General features: G+C 41.3%; 12 protein-coding genes. 5 read left to right on the forward strand and 7 right to left on the reverse strand.

The genetic code is table 11. The annotated features are described in order from the left end of the window. Positions 1 to 124: 124 nt before the first annotated feature. Complete coding sequence (locus tag NIE32_RS03305; RefSeq protein ID WP_253052994.1) at positions 125 to 1,522, reverse strand: MFS transporter; 1,398 nt, start codon at positions 1,520 to 1,522, stop codon at positions 125 to 127. A 175-nt stretch (positions 1,523 to 1,697) separates the two neighbouring features. Between NIE32_RS03305 and NIE32_RS03310 the strand changes: the two genes are divergently transcribed. The 5 genes from NIE32_RS03310 (at position 1,698) to NIE32_RS03330 (ending at position 6,075) form a co-directional block, all read left to right on the forward strand. Next, positions 1,698 to 2,873 (forward strand): MGDG synthase family glycosyltransferase, encoded by a 1,176-nt coding sequence (locus NIE32_RS03310; protein WP_253052996.1) that lies wholly within the window; start codon positions 1,698 to 1,700, stop codon positions 2,871 to 2,873. A 170-nt stretch (positions 2,874 to 3,043) separates the two neighbouring features. Then, a complete protein-coding gene (locus NIE32_RS03315) occupies positions 3,044 to 3,766 on the forward strand; it encodes a DUF2271 domain-containing protein (RefSeq protein WP_253052998.1) in 723 nt (240 codons plus the stop codon). Positions 3,767 to 3,769: 3 nt separating this feature from the next. After that, positions 3,770 to 4,723, forward strand: coding sequence for an FAD:protein FMN transferase (locus NIE32_RS03320; RefSeq protein ID WP_253053000.1), 954 nt, complete (start codon positions 3,770 to 3,772; stop codon positions 4,721 to 4,723). Positions 4,724 to 4,740: 17 nt separating this feature from the next. Beyond that, on the forward strand, positions 4,741 to 5,424 hold the full coding sequence (locus NIE32_RS03325) for a hypothetical protein (RefSeq protein ID WP_253053002.1): 684 nt from the start codon (positions 4,741 to 4,743) through the stop codon (positions 5,422 to 5,424). A gap of 18 nt (positions 5,425 to 5,442) precedes the next feature. After that, positions 5,443 to 6,075: a LysE family translocator gene (locus NIE32_RS03330; protein WP_253053004.1), complete on the forward strand. Its 633-nt coding sequence runs from the start codon at positions 5,443 to 5,445 to the stop codon at positions 6,073 to 6,075. Positions 6,076 to 6,406: 331 nt separating this feature from the next. Here the strand turns inward: NIE32_RS03330 and rlmN are convergent, their stop codons facing one another. The 6 genes from rlmN to pxpB form a co-directional block, all read right to left on the reverse strand. Next, complete coding sequence (gene rlmN, locus NIE32_RS03335) at positions 6,407 to 7,480, reverse strand: dual-specificity RNA methyltransferase RlmN (protein ID WP_253053006.1); 1,074 nt, start codon at positions 7,478 to 7,480, stop codon at positions 6,407 to 6,409. Positions 7,481 to 7,660: 180 nt separating this feature from the next. Beyond that, positions 7,661 to 8,698 (reverse strand): AI-2E family transporter, encoded by a 1,038-nt coding sequence (locus NIE32_RS03340; RefSeq protein WP_253053008.1) that lies wholly within the window; start codon positions 8,696 to 8,698, stop codon positions 7,661 to 7,663. 300 nt (positions 8,699 to 8,998) lie between these two features. After that, the gene (locus NIE32_RS03345) at positions 8,999 to 11,452 is read right to left on the reverse strand and encodes a GW dipeptide domain-containing protein (RefSeq protein ID WP_253053010.1); all 2,454 of its coding nucleotides are present in this window, start codon (positions 11,450 to 11,452) and stop codon (positions 8,999 to 9,001) included. Positions 11,453 to 11,738: 286 nt separating this feature from the next. Then, on the reverse strand, positions 11,739 to 13,079 hold the full coding sequence (locus NIE32_RS03350; protein ID WP_290443421.1) for a C1 family peptidase: 1,341 nt from the start codon (positions 13,077 to 13,079) through the stop codon (positions 11,739 to 11,741). 349 nt (positions 13,080 to 13,428) lie between these two features. Next, positions 13,429 to 14,427: a 5-oxoprolinase subunit C family protein gene (locus tag NIE32_RS03355; protein WP_253053012.1), complete on the reverse strand. Its 999-nt coding sequence runs from the start codon at positions 14,425 to 14,427 to the stop codon at positions 13,429 to 13,431. Further along, positions 14,424 to 15,137, reverse strand: coding sequence for a 5-oxoprolinase subunit PxpB (pxpB, locus tag NIE32_RS03360; protein ID WP_253053014.1), 714 nt, complete (start codon positions 15,135 to 15,137; stop codon positions 14,424 to 14,426). The genes NIE32_RS03355 and pxpB overlap by 4 nt, the downstream gene beginning before the upstream one ends. Positions 15,138 to 15,307: the final 170 nt, after the last annotated feature.

Below are 15,307 nucleotides of genomic sequence, written 5' to 3' on the forward strand. Positions count from 1 at the left end.
AAGGTCGGCATTTTTCATTCTCCAAAAGTATGTGAACCCTCGCCCGGATTAGGCATGCACCACACTTACCTCGAGTACTCACTCCAGACATATTATGTTTTTTCAATTCTCGGCTTTATGTCCTTCACACAATTTTACCCCGTTTATCCAACGTTTTCTTTACCGAATGAATATCACGAACATTGTATTTCGCCATCAAGAAATAACAGAGAGCGGATGGAATAAGCGGGATCTGCAAGATGCTCATGGTCACTATATAGTCCATAGGGCTATGTAAATAAATGGAAACAATAGCCAGAACAGCACCAATGCCCAGGTTGCCCACAGTCCTGCCCAAACTATTTGCGAGATTGGCGATACTGAATACTGCACCACGATGTTCTGGCAGATTTACATCCGTAATCAAGGCTAGCCAGTTCGGCGTATTTGCAGATTGTGCTGCAGAGGCAAACAACGAAATGACAAACAATGACAAAATCCAAGGATTTGTAAACAAGTCACCAAGTAGACTCACAAATAAAGTTACCGAATTTGTTGTGTTCGGAAGTGATAATTGATCGATTGGAAAAATAAATAATAAGATATAAAGGGGCATAGTCAGAAATACAAATACAGCTGTGAGCAATGCCCGTGCTTTATAGCTCCTTCGTTGAAGGACATCCCCTAAGTAACCGAAGAAGGAGGACAACGTTCCGCCGACTTGGAAGATGCCGAATAAAAACGCAGCAACAATCATGGCAATCTTTGTTCCATAACCAAGCTCCTCAATTTTTGATATGTACAATGTAGGCAGCCAGATGAGACTTCCAGTGGCAATATTCATCAAGAATCCTTGCAAGAAGAGCAGTAAATTGCTTCGTTTTCCAATCATTTTTAAAATTTGGCTGAGACTAATTCGATACGTATAGTTCATGCCACGATCCATCAATACTTTAAGCTCGGGCTCGGCACTGCCGAAACGCGGTTCTTCCACAAAAAAATAGAAGACAATGAGCAGCAACCCGATAATCGCCAATAACTCAAAAGGAATCCGCCAGTTGGACATCGTCGAAATGATTGATGCGATCAATGCACCGGCGATCCCGCCAAATCCCTGAGACATGCCCCATAGGCTTAGGATCATACCTCTTGAATGGTAGGGCACGTAGTCCGTTAATGCACTGAACCCAATAGAAGCGACACACCCAAGACCGACGCCCGTGATAATCTGACAGAGCATTAGATGGATATAGGAGTTACTAAGCGATGTCAGATAAACGCCGACAACCCAGACTAAGGTCCCAATAATCACCAAACGCTTTCGATGATATTTTCCTGACAGATAACCCCAGAACAGTGATGAAAAAGCAGTTGCCAAAATATTGACCGCTGAAATAACGCCCATTGATGAAATTGCCACGTTTAAATCATGTGCGATATTCGAAAACAGTGGCGGAAACAGTCCGATAACAATATTGTCAAACGCCGCCAAGCTAACATAGACAGCTATGGCATACACAGTCTTAAATTTCTGCAATGACATACAAACGTATTCTCCTTAGGTTTTTGTTGCGCACTACATCACTTTTTGATACGATAATGCAATAACTTTTTTAAAAAAATTGTTTCTTGTCCCAGTTTAGCATACAATGTATGGTAGACAGAAGAGACTGCTTATCTAGCGAGCCAGTCCAATTGTTAGAGAAAGGATATCTTCGATGATTAAAAATATACTCATCATTTCTTCAAATTACACCGGTCATGGCCACAAAAGCATTACGGAATCGCTTAGTGAAAAGTTCGACATTGTTCCGGATGTAAAAATTAATGTGGTTGATGGTTTCTCACTAGGTGGCAGTTCGTTGTTGAAAGTTGGAAAAATGTACGGACCCATCACAAGAAACTCGGAACATCTCTGGAAAATAATCTGGGATATCACATCCGTAAAGGTGCCATTTGTAAATCACTTGATCGAGATGAAAATTCGAACAAAATTTCTTGCTCTACTCGACGAAGTTAAGCCTGATCTCATTCTGACCGTTCATCCGAATTTTAATGGTTCTATCCTTAACATTCTCGAAAAAAGCGACATCCATATACCTTTTGTTACCCTGATCGCTGACCTCATCAGCATCACACCGCTATGGGCGGACAGCCGGGCCGACTACATTATCAGCCCTACTGAAGAGGCAAAGGATAAATGTATTGAATTTGGGGTTCCAGCAAACAAAATTAAAGTGCTCGGTTTTCCTGTTCGTGAGCGTTTCTACCATCAGCAATCCACCGCTAAAGATGCGGAGCACTATTCACCGAACAAGCCCCTGAACTGTCTGATCATGAGCGGCGGCGAAGGCGTTGGGCATATGGGCAAAATGGCAAAAACATTGATTGAAACTTTTGGTTTCAATATTACCATTGTTGCCGGAAGAAATGAAAAATTACAAGCACACCTAAAAAAAACGCTGGTGAAGAAATATGGTGACAAAGTCAAGATCTACGGATTTACAAAAAACATCCAGGATCTGATTGCCAGTTCTGATATTGCATTCGTACGTAGCAGTCCGAATGTGATGATGGAAGCTGTCTCGTGCAATACTCCGATTGTCATCACAGGAGCACTGCCCGGTCAGGAAGCAGAGAATCCTAGGTTTGCAGAAAAATACCACTTGGCGATTACTTGTGATTCGATGAACGATCTTGTGCCAACAATTAATGAATTGCTGGACAACAATGTAGCAATGTTGAAAGAAATCAAGAAATCACAACAGGCCTTTGTTGATCCGCAGATACCTGAGAATATCGTGAATTTCATTCTCAATATTCCGAGTGAAAGTCTTCAACCTGCCGGAGTTACGCACGAGGTATCCTTGAATAATATTAATTATGAATCTTAATTGTCTATTTGAAGCGGTGGAAAGTGTTATCTACTTTCCACCGCTTTGTTTTATTCACATGTAGCTCATTCTCATCAATATAAAAATTTTCAGATTTGCTGTACAATAATGAAAGAAACTTCCACAATACGAGCATACGGACTAAATGCAATTAAAAGGGAGCGAAGATCATGAAAAAAATTCTGGCCCCTGTCGTTGGAACGCTAGGCGCTGGTGTCATTATCCTTTCTGGTATATCCAATTTTACGGATGCCGACAATCCTTTTTCCTCTTCGTATTCATCATCTGCATCTGATGCTTCACCGCTAACTACACCATCATCAAAAACGAATACCACAAATATCCCTGATGTAAAGACACTTGGACTTGTCGCCATTAACTACAAATTATTTCATCTTGATCAACTGGCCAGCAACCAAATCGCATTCTGGATTGAAGATGATCAGGGGCATTATGTGAAAACTTTACGAGCATCCAGTTTTACTGCCGGTGGCGGCTACAAAATACGCCCGGATGCACTCCCCGAATGGCGCAAAATATCTAATTGGTCAAAGGCATCAAAGGCTGAAGTTGAGCGAGTTAAACTTCCCGAACAAGGTACCGGCAATCATGTCATTTATTGGGATTGTACCGATGCCTCCGGAAAAGCTGTGAAACCAGGCACGTATATATACAAGGCAGAGGGCAATATCTATTGGCAAAACCGTGTGATCTTTACTGGGAAATTAACAATCGGAAAAAAGAATGCGAAAAGCACTGCACAAGTAGTCTACAAACCTGCTGACGCCAGATCTCATGGTGTATTGCTCGAGAATGTGCATGCTGGTTTTGATTCTGGAAAAAGCATTGCCGCTGTAAAACAAGATCCTGCAACACGCACGCAAGGTTCATAACCCATGCCTAAATTTCATCGTCATCAAATGAACACATTGGTTTCCACATCTCGTCTAACCGCGCCCGACGCAGGTAATGTTTTCGAATGGATGTCCGTGGTAGAAAACCAATTTTCCAGGTTCTTACCTAAAAGTGAATTGAGCCAAATCAACCGGAAAGCAGGATCCGTTACACCTTTGTCTCGATCATTTGCAGAACTCTTATTTGAAGCCTTGCGTTATTATTCTGCAACAGAGGGTATTTTCAATCCCTTTCTCGGCCGCTTAATGAACGCGTTTGGATATGATCGTTCCTTCGATCAACTCGATCGGGAGAATGCAATGATTTTCGGGATAAAGCAGAAGTGTCAAGTCCCAATAGGCTCGTTTTCATTTGATCTTGATCGAAGAGAAGTACACTTACCTACAGGTAGCGCCTTAGATTTTGGAGGCATTGCCAAGGGATGGGCTGTTCAGAAAGCTGCATTGAGATTGATTGCTTCTAATCGTTCCGCGGGTTTGATCAATGCCGGAGGGGACCTCATGTGCTGGCGCGCACCGAGCGATCCTACGCAGTGGGTCATCAATGTGTCCCATCCTCACTCAGAGGATCAAACGATTGGGCAATTAGTATTTGACCCTGGGCAATGGGGAGTTGCTACAAGTAGCAAGGTTAAGCGCAGATGGCATGATGGTAAAAGCACGTGGCATCACATCTTAGACCCACGGACCAGTCTCCCGTCTGATTCTGATATTGTGCAAGCTACTGTAATCGGTGATGCACTGCTTCCTTGCGAGATTTATGCAAAATGTCTCCTCATTATGGGGACTCAAGATGGACCTGACTGGCTTTACAAGAGACGTCCCGATCTTTTATACCTCATCATTAAGAATAATGGACAAGTGATGTATTCATCCCAATTACGAAGCTCACATATACTGCGCAATTTTTCAGAGAAGATTACAATGCCTATTTAAAAGAGGAGACATGCAGAATGGCACAAAAGCATATCTTGTTAAAATGGATCATCGGACCAGCACTCATCGTTGTGATCAGCCTCTTTATTGAGTATGCGCGACAAACGAACATTTTACCGTCAACCGTTCCTACTTGGCTGAGCGTTCGCGCCTTAGGAATTGCTGCTTATGTACTCCTTTTCTTTGGTATTTGTCTTGGCATCCTATCTGGAATGCCGATCTGGAGGGGGAGAAAAGCATCCCGTGACGCAATTTTGACCCTTCACTTTTACATGAATACATCCGGTGTCTTTATCGCGATGTTGCATCCCTTACTTCTTATCATTGATCCTTTCGTTCCTTTTTCATGGATACAGCTGCTCGTCCCATTTACAGCTCCAAGAGAACCTTTTCTCTATGGACTGGGTACAATCACTTTATATGGTCTTCTTTTTGTACTGGCAACGACCGACTTGAAAAAGGAAATGCCGGTTAAATTGTGGCACAGCTTTCACCTCATCGCATACATTCTGTATCTCTTCGCACTCACCCATGGCATCTTGGGTGGTACGGACTCTCGAAATGTATGGTTCTTTTCAATGTATGTCTTTACCTTTGTTGTTGTGCTGACACTCATGATTGCACAGATTCAGATGGTCAGTACGATTAAAAAGAAAGCATTAAGGAAACAGCGCCTTACAAAGCGGGGTGTTGGTCAATAATCTATGGAGGTGTTCTGTGTGGAACATTTCTTTCTCTTCATCATTGTTTCCTGTTTTTTAGTATTACTTCCCGGGCCGGATATGGCCCTCACAACCCGGAATACATTACTCTACGGCCGGTCAGTGGGTTTAAGTACGATTACAGGCGTATCAACAGCGCTCATGGTCCACACCTGTTCTGCTGCCCTCGGACTCTCCGCCTTACTTGTACAGTCTGATTTTCTGTTCACAATAGTTAAGTACATCGGTGCGTTTTATCTTGCTTATCTTGGTATTATGACCTTGTTCAGCCTTAAGGACCAAACCGGTTCATCAAAAATGGAAAACTTCTCTTCCTCAAAACATTCCATTTCGCGTAAAACCGGTTATTTCCAAGCGGTCTTTACCAATCTTACGAATCCAAAAGTAGTTCTTTTCTTTTTGACCTTCCTTCCTCAATTTGTTCGTTCGGACAACCATTCTATTGCACCCTTTTTTATATTAGGCATCACGCATATCCTTGTAAATTTTCTACTATTTTGTTCCTATGTACTGCTCATCGGACACTTTAGTCGATGGATTCAACGACCTAACGTCCAACGGGTACTTCTAAGCGTGACAGGCTGCATCCTCATTGGTTTCGGTTTTCAATTAGTGTTTGCTCAGTATTAATTGAATCGCCCATATTTTCTTTTCATCGCTCAGTTTCGCTTTTCTCTTATCCGTATAAGAATAACCGGGCAAAAAGCGCCCGGTCCTTATGTTGTATTCATTACGCGTCGATTACTCGCTTGCCGCTGGCGCTCCGTGAGCTTCCTCGATCAACCCGTTGTCTGCGGGGTCTCACTTGGCTCGCGATCAGCAGGAACGCTCCGCAGACGTCTCACATCTTCGCTACATTTTTACTTAAAAAGATTTATACTTTCTTATCAGTATCAAAAAAACCGAAAAAGGAGGTCAACGCTCTTTTCTCGGTTTCGCTGTCTTTCAGTTCAGTCAAAAATTAGACGCGCCGCACGCGTTCCTTCTTGATTTGCTTGCTCCGAAGTTGCCCACAGGCAGCATCAATATCGGTACCAAATTCCTTACGTACTACTGCGTTGATGCCTCGTTTCTTCAGTGTTTCATAAAAGGCAACAACAGCATCTTTTTCGCTACGTTGATATTCCGAATGTTCCTCAACCGGATTATAAGGAATCAAGTTAACATACGCAAGATGTCGTTTATTTTCAAGCAATTTGGCCAATTGCAAAGCCTCTTCTTTGTGATCATTAATATCTTTTAATAAAATGTATTCAAAAGTGATACGTCTATTTGTCTTCTTCAGATAGTAATCAACGGCTTCCATCAATTTCTCAATCGGGTAAGCGCGATTAATCTTCATAATTCGACTGCGTAATTCATTGTTTGGTGCGTGCAGCGAAATGGCAAGATTAACCTGCCAGTCGATGTCTGCAAAGTCATAGATTTTTGGCACAATACCACTTGTCGAAACCGTAATATGTCTTGCGCCGATGGCAAGACCTTTTCCATCATTAATGATTCTCAGGAAATTAACGACATGTTCAAAGTTATCAAAGGGCTCGCCAATACCCATAACCACGATATGTCCGACGCGCTCATCTTTACCTTTTGCATCAAGACTTTGCTGAATCTCAACCAACTGTTCAACCATTTCGCCACTGGTTAAATCACGATTCTTTTTCAGCAATCCGCTTGCACAGAAACTGCAGCCAATGTTACAGCCGACTTGCGAAGTCACACAGACAGAAAGGCCGTATTCATGAGGCATAAGTACTGTTTCAATCAGATTGCCATCTTCCAGACGAAACAAAAATTTTGTTGTCCCGTCCTTTGCTTTTTGCTCAATCTGTTTATTCAGTGTCCCCATGACAAAAAAGTTCTCAAGCAATTGAATGGTCTTCTTAGAGAGATTCGTCATTTTCTCGAAGTCATCAACACGTTTGATGTAAAGCCAATCCCAAATTTGCGCAGCTCTGAATTTCTTCTCTCCTTGTGAAACTAACCAGTTAGCTAATTGATCTAATGTTAATCCATAAATGGACGTTTTACTCATTTCATATACCTCTTTCAAAACGCATGATGGTTTCATCATACTGAATCAACGTCAATCCTGCAAGCAATCCTCAAAGCTTACCCAACTTTTCATTGGAAAGCATAGCTTTGTTCAGCCTTTTAAAGGCTCAATCTTTTTGCACAAGAAAAGACAGGGCTAGCCCTGTCTCATATAGTATATTTATTTTTTTGATCGATTAAACACCGGTTTTTTTGACGGTCGTTTATATTCTACACCAAGCACATCGATAAGGAAGACAAAAATCGGTAGTCCGACAATCAATCCCCATATTCCGAAAAAGTGTTCTGAAAAGATCAGGACAACAAAGGTGTAGAAAACCGGTAATTCCGTTTTGGCCGACATCAATTTTGGATTTAGCACATAGGCTTCCACAGCATGGACAGCGAGAATGGTCAGGACCATGTAGATCACATCCTGAATACCGCCAATTGTATAGCCGATTGTGCAGAGCGGAATCAAAGAAATCACAACACCGGCTACTGGAATCAAGCTGAGCACGAATACCATCATGATCAGACTGAATAACTGTGGAAAGTGAAGGATACCCAATATAATTCCTGTTATCACTGTGTTTACTAAGGCAATGACAAATTGTGCCTCGATCACTTTTCCAAATGTCTGAACAAATCGCGATCCGAAAAACGCTACTTCATCATACAGGAACCCTATTTTACTATGCTTAAATCCATTCGAAAATTGAACCAACCGATCTTTTTCCAATGAGAAGAACAGGCTAAGGAGCAAAGCCAGAAACAGGTCAATAGTAAATGAGCCAAAAGAAGAAAATGAATCAATCAGAAATTTTACACTGGATTTCAGATAAGATTCAACATTATACTTCTGGAGCTGATCCAAAATAGCATTGACCACCACCGAACCACGGAATTCTTTGATCGTTTTCATTATAGAATCAAAGAGCTGAACCGTCTGATCCGCAATGATCGGTAAGTAGATCGTCAGTGCTGCGTAAATACCCAAAGCGATTAAGCAGTAAAGGACGATGACCACCAGCCGCCGCGGAACTTTTAACTTGCGGTGTAGGAATGTTTCCAGTCGGTCAATCAGAAATGAGAAAATAAAAGTTAGTAATAATAAATCAATAATACTTCTCATTAAAAAGAGGATGAAAATCAGCAAGGCAAAGATCAGGACACGTCTAACTGATTGTTTTTGCAAAAATCCGATCAGTACATTCATAGTTTCTGCTTTCGCTTCTCCTTCTTCTCCTGTCCAAATTATTTATCTAGTAATAGGAACAGATTATATTTTTATTTTAGTGGTTTTGAGATGGAGATGCAAAACAAAATCTGCAGCTTCTATTAATTTACATTTGTTTTAAGAAAAAGTTTCACTGTTTAATCAAAAATTAATCCGAACCATAGTGTATTTAAGGTTTGTTATAAATCATATTCAATGCTCAATCACCCAACAAATCATCATTATTCTGTAAAAAAATGCCGAACATCCTTTGATGTTCGGCATTTAGCAACATAATCATTATTTACTGACTGGTACCTGAAGTGTATAAATTTCATGGTTATGGAATCCGACAGACAAAGTGACGAGCTTATCATTACTTTCTTCAGGGATAACGGTCAATCCTTCACTTTCACTCGGATCTTGTTTTGGAATGGAATAATGGTAGCGCTGGTTTATGATTATCGAGTGTCCGTTTGGACCATTGGCAGTATCTTCCACGCTCTGCTCATCCAAAACGGTCAGGTAGTCATTGGCCATAAAGTACAAGTTTCCATCAAAATACTGCATCCCTTGAACAACACCCATATCGCCCATTTGCGCAATCTTAATATCTCCGGAGACATTCCCATTATCATCCAAATGAACGACATAAAACGTTTCTTTGTTCGCATATTTTTCAGTCATGAGGATCAGTGTGTTTTTATCTTTTACAGCCATCATCGCAACATACTTAACACTGTCAGGAAGTGAAATACTGTTGGTTACTTTGATTGTCTTGCTGCTCGAATCATAACTTAAAGTGTTCAATATTGGTGTGGTACCCGCACTATTTACTTCAAAAAGTTTGTGACTGCTCGGATCATAACTTAACGCGCATGTATGACCAAAATTTTGAAGACCGCTGTCCGCAAGCTTCGAGGCATTTTTATCATATAATTTAACGCTCCCCAGACCGCCACCTTCATCGAACCCGATAAAGTATTGACCATCGCTGTAATAAGCAAGGCCTTGCTGGCTTACTGAATAAGGAATCGTTAATACCGGCTTCTGACTAAAACTGTTCGTGGCATCAGCCAATGCTTCCAAACTATCGTCACGTACCCAGCCAATATATACATCCTTACCTTGTTGATCAAACCAATCATTATACTTCAAGAAATCCCAAACAGTTCCGTCAGAGGTCTGCTTTTGATCAATAACTTCAAGCATCTTATTTTTATAAGCATCATTTAAAAGTGTTAAACCGGAATTACCAGCTGGATAGTTGCTATTATTAGTGTTTTGATTCAAATAAATTGTACCATCTTTAGTTTGAGTGAAAACATTATATGATCTTGTCTGGTTTCCAGATACAATTAATGCTCTACCACTAATCCACCCGATTCCATTCAGTCGATACATCATATCGCCGTTAATGACTTTTTCAGCGTTAACGGAATAATTGTTATTTAAATAGTCGCTACTGTACGTAATAAACTCATTATTATCATTGAAAATAGGATAAGAACTGCTAGCGACTTTAACACTATTTAAATAATTAAAGTCTGCCGTGCTTGATACTGAACTATAGTTTAAGTTGCCATCTGCTTTGACCCATCCTACAGACGTACCTGCAGTATACTTCTTTATATGCACCCAGTGTTGACCATCTATGACTGCGACCTGATCAACACTCAGTGCAACTTGAAACACTTTTAATGTAACATTTTGGTTGTTATCATCTTTTATAGCAAATTTATCATTTTCAACTGGCTGGCTATAAATTTGCGCGTTGTTATTTGTAATGTCCTGCACTTTTGAAAGTGCTGGCAGTTCTCTAAATGTGGTTTGTATTGCGCTTTTAACAACCCATGCAGTCGTTGAACTGTTAAATTTAATTTGATACCACTCTGAAGTACCAACCTTTGCTTCTTTAAGAATACTTAATGGACGACCATCGTTGTAATCAGAGAGTCTTGCAAACGTATGTGATCCCTCTGTTCCGCTCGGCATATTCCAAAGTGCATGTGTACCTGCATCACCAATCAACCCGTATGTGTTAATTGGCAATTGATTTTCACTGATTGTCACATCATTTGAACTATTTGATAGATTAACCGCATAGACATAACTCTTTCTACCATTGTAATTAACCCAATAGAGCTTATTCGATTGGGGACTTTGCGTCTCTAGTCTTGTGCCAACTGGAATCGTTCCCGAATAACGTCTTGTACGGCTGTAGTTTTTGTATTGTCTGGACGCTTTCTTCACATATTTCACAACTGTTGTTTTGTAGGAGGACAGATTGCTCTTGTATACATAGCCTCTTTTGCCGTTGTAATTCACATGATACATTTTATAGTTAAGATTACTGTCTGTTGTAATCTTCTTATTTATAGCAATCTTCCAAACGCGTTGTTTCGAGCTGTTACGGCTGGAGTAGAGATAGGATGTTTTATGGATGTAACGGCCAATCGTCGTTCTTCGGGTCCATAAATTTGAGCGATAAACGTAACCGGTCATTCCACCGTAAGTCACTCTGAACATTTTACTCGTTCGTTTACTTGTTGTCTTTAATGTGGCATTGATTGGAACATAGCGCATGAACTGCTTAGAACTGCTAGAATTCGTATACAATTTGGAAGTCTTATGTACGTAATATGTATAAGATTTCTTTGCTTGTACGGGATAATCAGAAAATAGACTTAGTAACAAAATAACCACAAGAACGAATGAAAAATGCGTGTACTTAATACGATAATGAGCATTCACTTTCTAATGACTCCTTTCGGGGATAACTGCCTGATGTGCACGAGGTAAAAGTTTGGGGAAAAACACTCAAACAAGAAATAATTATGTAAAACAAAAGATAAATCTAAAAATATATCATTTCATTTAGTATAACTCTTCCACAAGTATTCGAACAATAGGCGAGCGGCTTTATTCCCAAATTTTCTCAAATATTTTGCATTCGTTTTCGCGCATTGCAGATTACATTAAAAAAATACATAATAAAAAGCTGCTCTGAATTGTTCAGAGCAGCCTATACGTTCAAATGTTACTGCATGACAGCAAGTGCACCCATCGGATCCCAAGGCTTTAATTCGATCGGTTCTTGTTCGAAAGCGGCCTTCAGTTCATCAGAAAGGTATTTCTTGTTGATTACAACTTGATAAGTATACTCATTCATCCATGCGTCACTCATTACAAAATAACCTTTTGTCCCCCATTTTTCGCCCCAACTGTTTTCTACTTTCCAACGGTTCGGTTTGCCATCAACAAGGTTCACGCCGGTGAGTACCATCGCATGGGAAAGGCAGCTGTGTTTGTAGTCCAAGCGTTCTGCCTTTGTCATTTTGAATTCAGTTCCAAACGCTGTATCATAATCAAACAATGCGGTATCCATGATTCCAAGCGTATTATCTGAGTATTTAACAACGTCGCAACCAAACCACACGGATTCTTGATCCTTAATTTGGCTGATTGCCAGATTCTTCAGCGTTTCCATATCAACATTCAGATATTTGATCGGATGTCCGCCAACGACCGTACCAAGATATTGGACCGTATACGTTTTATTAAAAGGTTTGTCTTTTGTTGGCGCATTGATCACCGCAACATAGTCGTTCAAGTCAAGACCGACATATTTCTTAAAGAAGTCTTGCGGTGTAATGCCAATTTCTCGATGAAAGCCATTGTCCTCATCGCGATACTCGAAATCAAAAGTCTTCGGTGGTTCACCCAGTGAAAAAGCAAGAATACGATAGATCGCACCGAGCATTTTTGTTTTTACTTCTTCAAGCTCTCCTCTTGATTTTCCGTCTGCACTCAAGCTACGCAGAATACCAGCATCTTCACGTAATTTGCTGTCAAGTACACGGTTCAACTCAAGAGTGCGACTACTTTGGAAAGTCTCCGGCATGACTTGTTTCGGCACAACGCCATACTTTTCGATAATTGCGACGAGCATATCCCACTGGCCACCATCCTGTTGTGGTGTATCCATCAACCATGAGACAAGACGTCCATCAAGAGGTTCTTTTGCCGTATCCAAGATACTTTCAAGGAAGTAATTTGATTTCTCAAACTTATCCCAGAACAATGTGTAAGTTTGTGAGAGTTCAAAGTCTTTGAGATTGAAAGCATCATTTAATTTATGACGAAATGTATTCAGTGCAGCAAACATCCAGCATCTGCCGCTTTGCTTTTGATCTGTTACTTTACCGGTCTCAATTTCTTCAGAGAATACGGGATTCATAGACACATGGGCATCGCTATTTAAAGTCGCTGCTTTAATACCGTTTTTCATGACTGCATCTTTAACCACTTTATTTTCTGCGACGCTTCGAATGTTGTCGGAAAAAGTATCAATCATTGATGCCGAGATTTCTTTTGCCAATTCATTCTCCTCCTTAATGTACAAGTTCATCAACACTCATTATAGGTCTAATAAAATAGCTTAGCAAAGGGAACCTATTAGAAGTATGTGTTAACCTTTTCTCGGTTGGGGCTTTCGGTGCTCGCTTGCCGTGAGCATCTCGCACCAAGCCATTCTCAAACCGTTATATCATTCAGTGCATTATCCCTCCGAGAAACTTTTACACCTACCTATTAGTAAAACAAGACTATATGTCAGATTAGGACAAGCGGCCTGTTCCCGGAAGTACCGAGTAGTTTGCATGGAAATAGATTCTTACACGAATAAGATTAGTGCTAATTAGCCGTAAATTTAAAATCCACCATGAGATTTAATGTAGGATAGAAACCAATTGTGCTTGCACTTTTCTTCGCAGCCAATCCAAGTCTTTCCAATGGTTTACAAGCAGTGTTTCGGCTTCTTCAACAGATATTTGAAGAAAATGCAGTTTACTGTTCGGTGCCAACTGAGCGAGCACCGGCAAGTCCACCGAAGCAACCTGTGCAATACGCGGATAACCGCCGGTTGACTGATGATCCGTCAGAAGAATAATCGGTTGTCCGCTACGGGGAACCTGAATGGATCCGTTGGTCACTGCTTCTGAGTAGAGTTCAAGCGGTTGATCCAATTCAAGTTTCTTACCTTCCAATCGGTAACCCATACGGTCAGATGATGCAGTAATTTGATAATCAGTGCTCAGGAATGCATGCCGACTGTCTTCGGAAAAACGATTCCAAAGCATATCGGGAATGATGCGGATCGTTTTCGTTCCCCGATATGTCCTGCGAAAGGAAAAGAACCATTGGGTCGTCGTTGCCCCCGAATGTGACATCTCTTTCAGAATTCTCGTTGCCAATTCTGATGGTTTGCCAATCGGTAATTGATCTTGATCCTGTAGCAATCTTCCTTTAAAACCACCTTGTCCCGCCCGTTCATAGGTGGAGCGACTGCCAAACCATTCAGGTGTATCAATGCCCCCTGCGACAGCAAGATAACCTCTGCTTCCCGAGACAAGTCCGCCAACAGTCAGGATCTCTCCTTTTCTTGCAAGGCACGGTCTTCCTGTTCCAATCTCACGTCCGTCAAGGTTTGGATGACTATCGGCACCTGTGAGCGCAAACAGTGTATCTTCAGTAAAAAGTACAGATGGTCCTATAAACGAATACTCAATTAATGCTGCAGACTCCAGATTTCCAACCAACCAGTTGGCCAGCTTTGCTGAAGGAGGATCCATAACACCGCCAACAATAATTCCATATCTCTGAAACCCAAACCGTCCCAGATCCTGAACAGACGAAGCAAAACCTTTTTGAAGCAATGTTAGTGTCATGAGTGTTCCTCCTTCAATCGCACATACTCCGCTTCTGTAATCGGATCGAATTTAACCAGATCTCCGGCAGTAAGTAAAGTAGGCGGATTCACCTTTGGTGTGAACAATGGGATTGGCGTTCTGCCAATAATTTGCCAACCACCTGGAGATTCCAGAGGATAGGCGCCGGTTTGCTTCCCGGCAATACCAACAGATCCCGCAGCAATCTTCAGACGTGGGGTTGCCCGTCGCGGCGTTGCCAGTTCTTCAGGAAGTCCGCCTAAGAATGGAAAACCCGGTGCAAAACCAAGCATATACACTAAATAATCGGGTGATGAGTGCTTGGCAATGACTTCATCGCGTGTTAAATGATGGAGGGCTGCTACTTCATGGAGATCCGGTCCAAATATACCGCCATAGCATACCGGAATATGGATCACCCGCCTTTTTCCTTCATTTCCTGAGTTGCGATCTACACGCTTGAACAGAGCCTCCAAATAATCCATGACCTGTCGCTGGGCAGAGCAATCCTTCCTTCCACCCTGAATAACGTCAAACGGATTATAGTAGAAGACAACATTTGTATATGCAGGAACATACTCAATAAATCCATGAAAAGGAGAACGGTCAAATTGGATAAGAAACTGGTTGATTTGAAACTGAACAGAAGGAGCGATCTTGTCGCCAAAAATGACCCGAACGGCCTGATCGCCAAAAGGTTCGATCTTCATATCGCTGTTGCCCCTTAATAAAGAAACTTGCCCAGTGGCAAGTTTAAATGAATTTTATGTCTCAACTACAGTTATAGGATACTAAATACAGTATCTTTTTGATCGGTAATGAACATATGGCCTTTTGCGTGCAAGACTTAAGCGATCCATCATTTGCTCATCATCTCCAT

This window comes from Sporolactobacillus kofuensis (assembly GCF_024125425.1).
In the GTDB taxonomy this organism is placed as follows: domain Bacteria; phylum Bacillota; class Bacilli; order Bacillales; family Sporolactobacillaceae; genus Sporolactobacillus; species Sporolactobacillus kofuensis.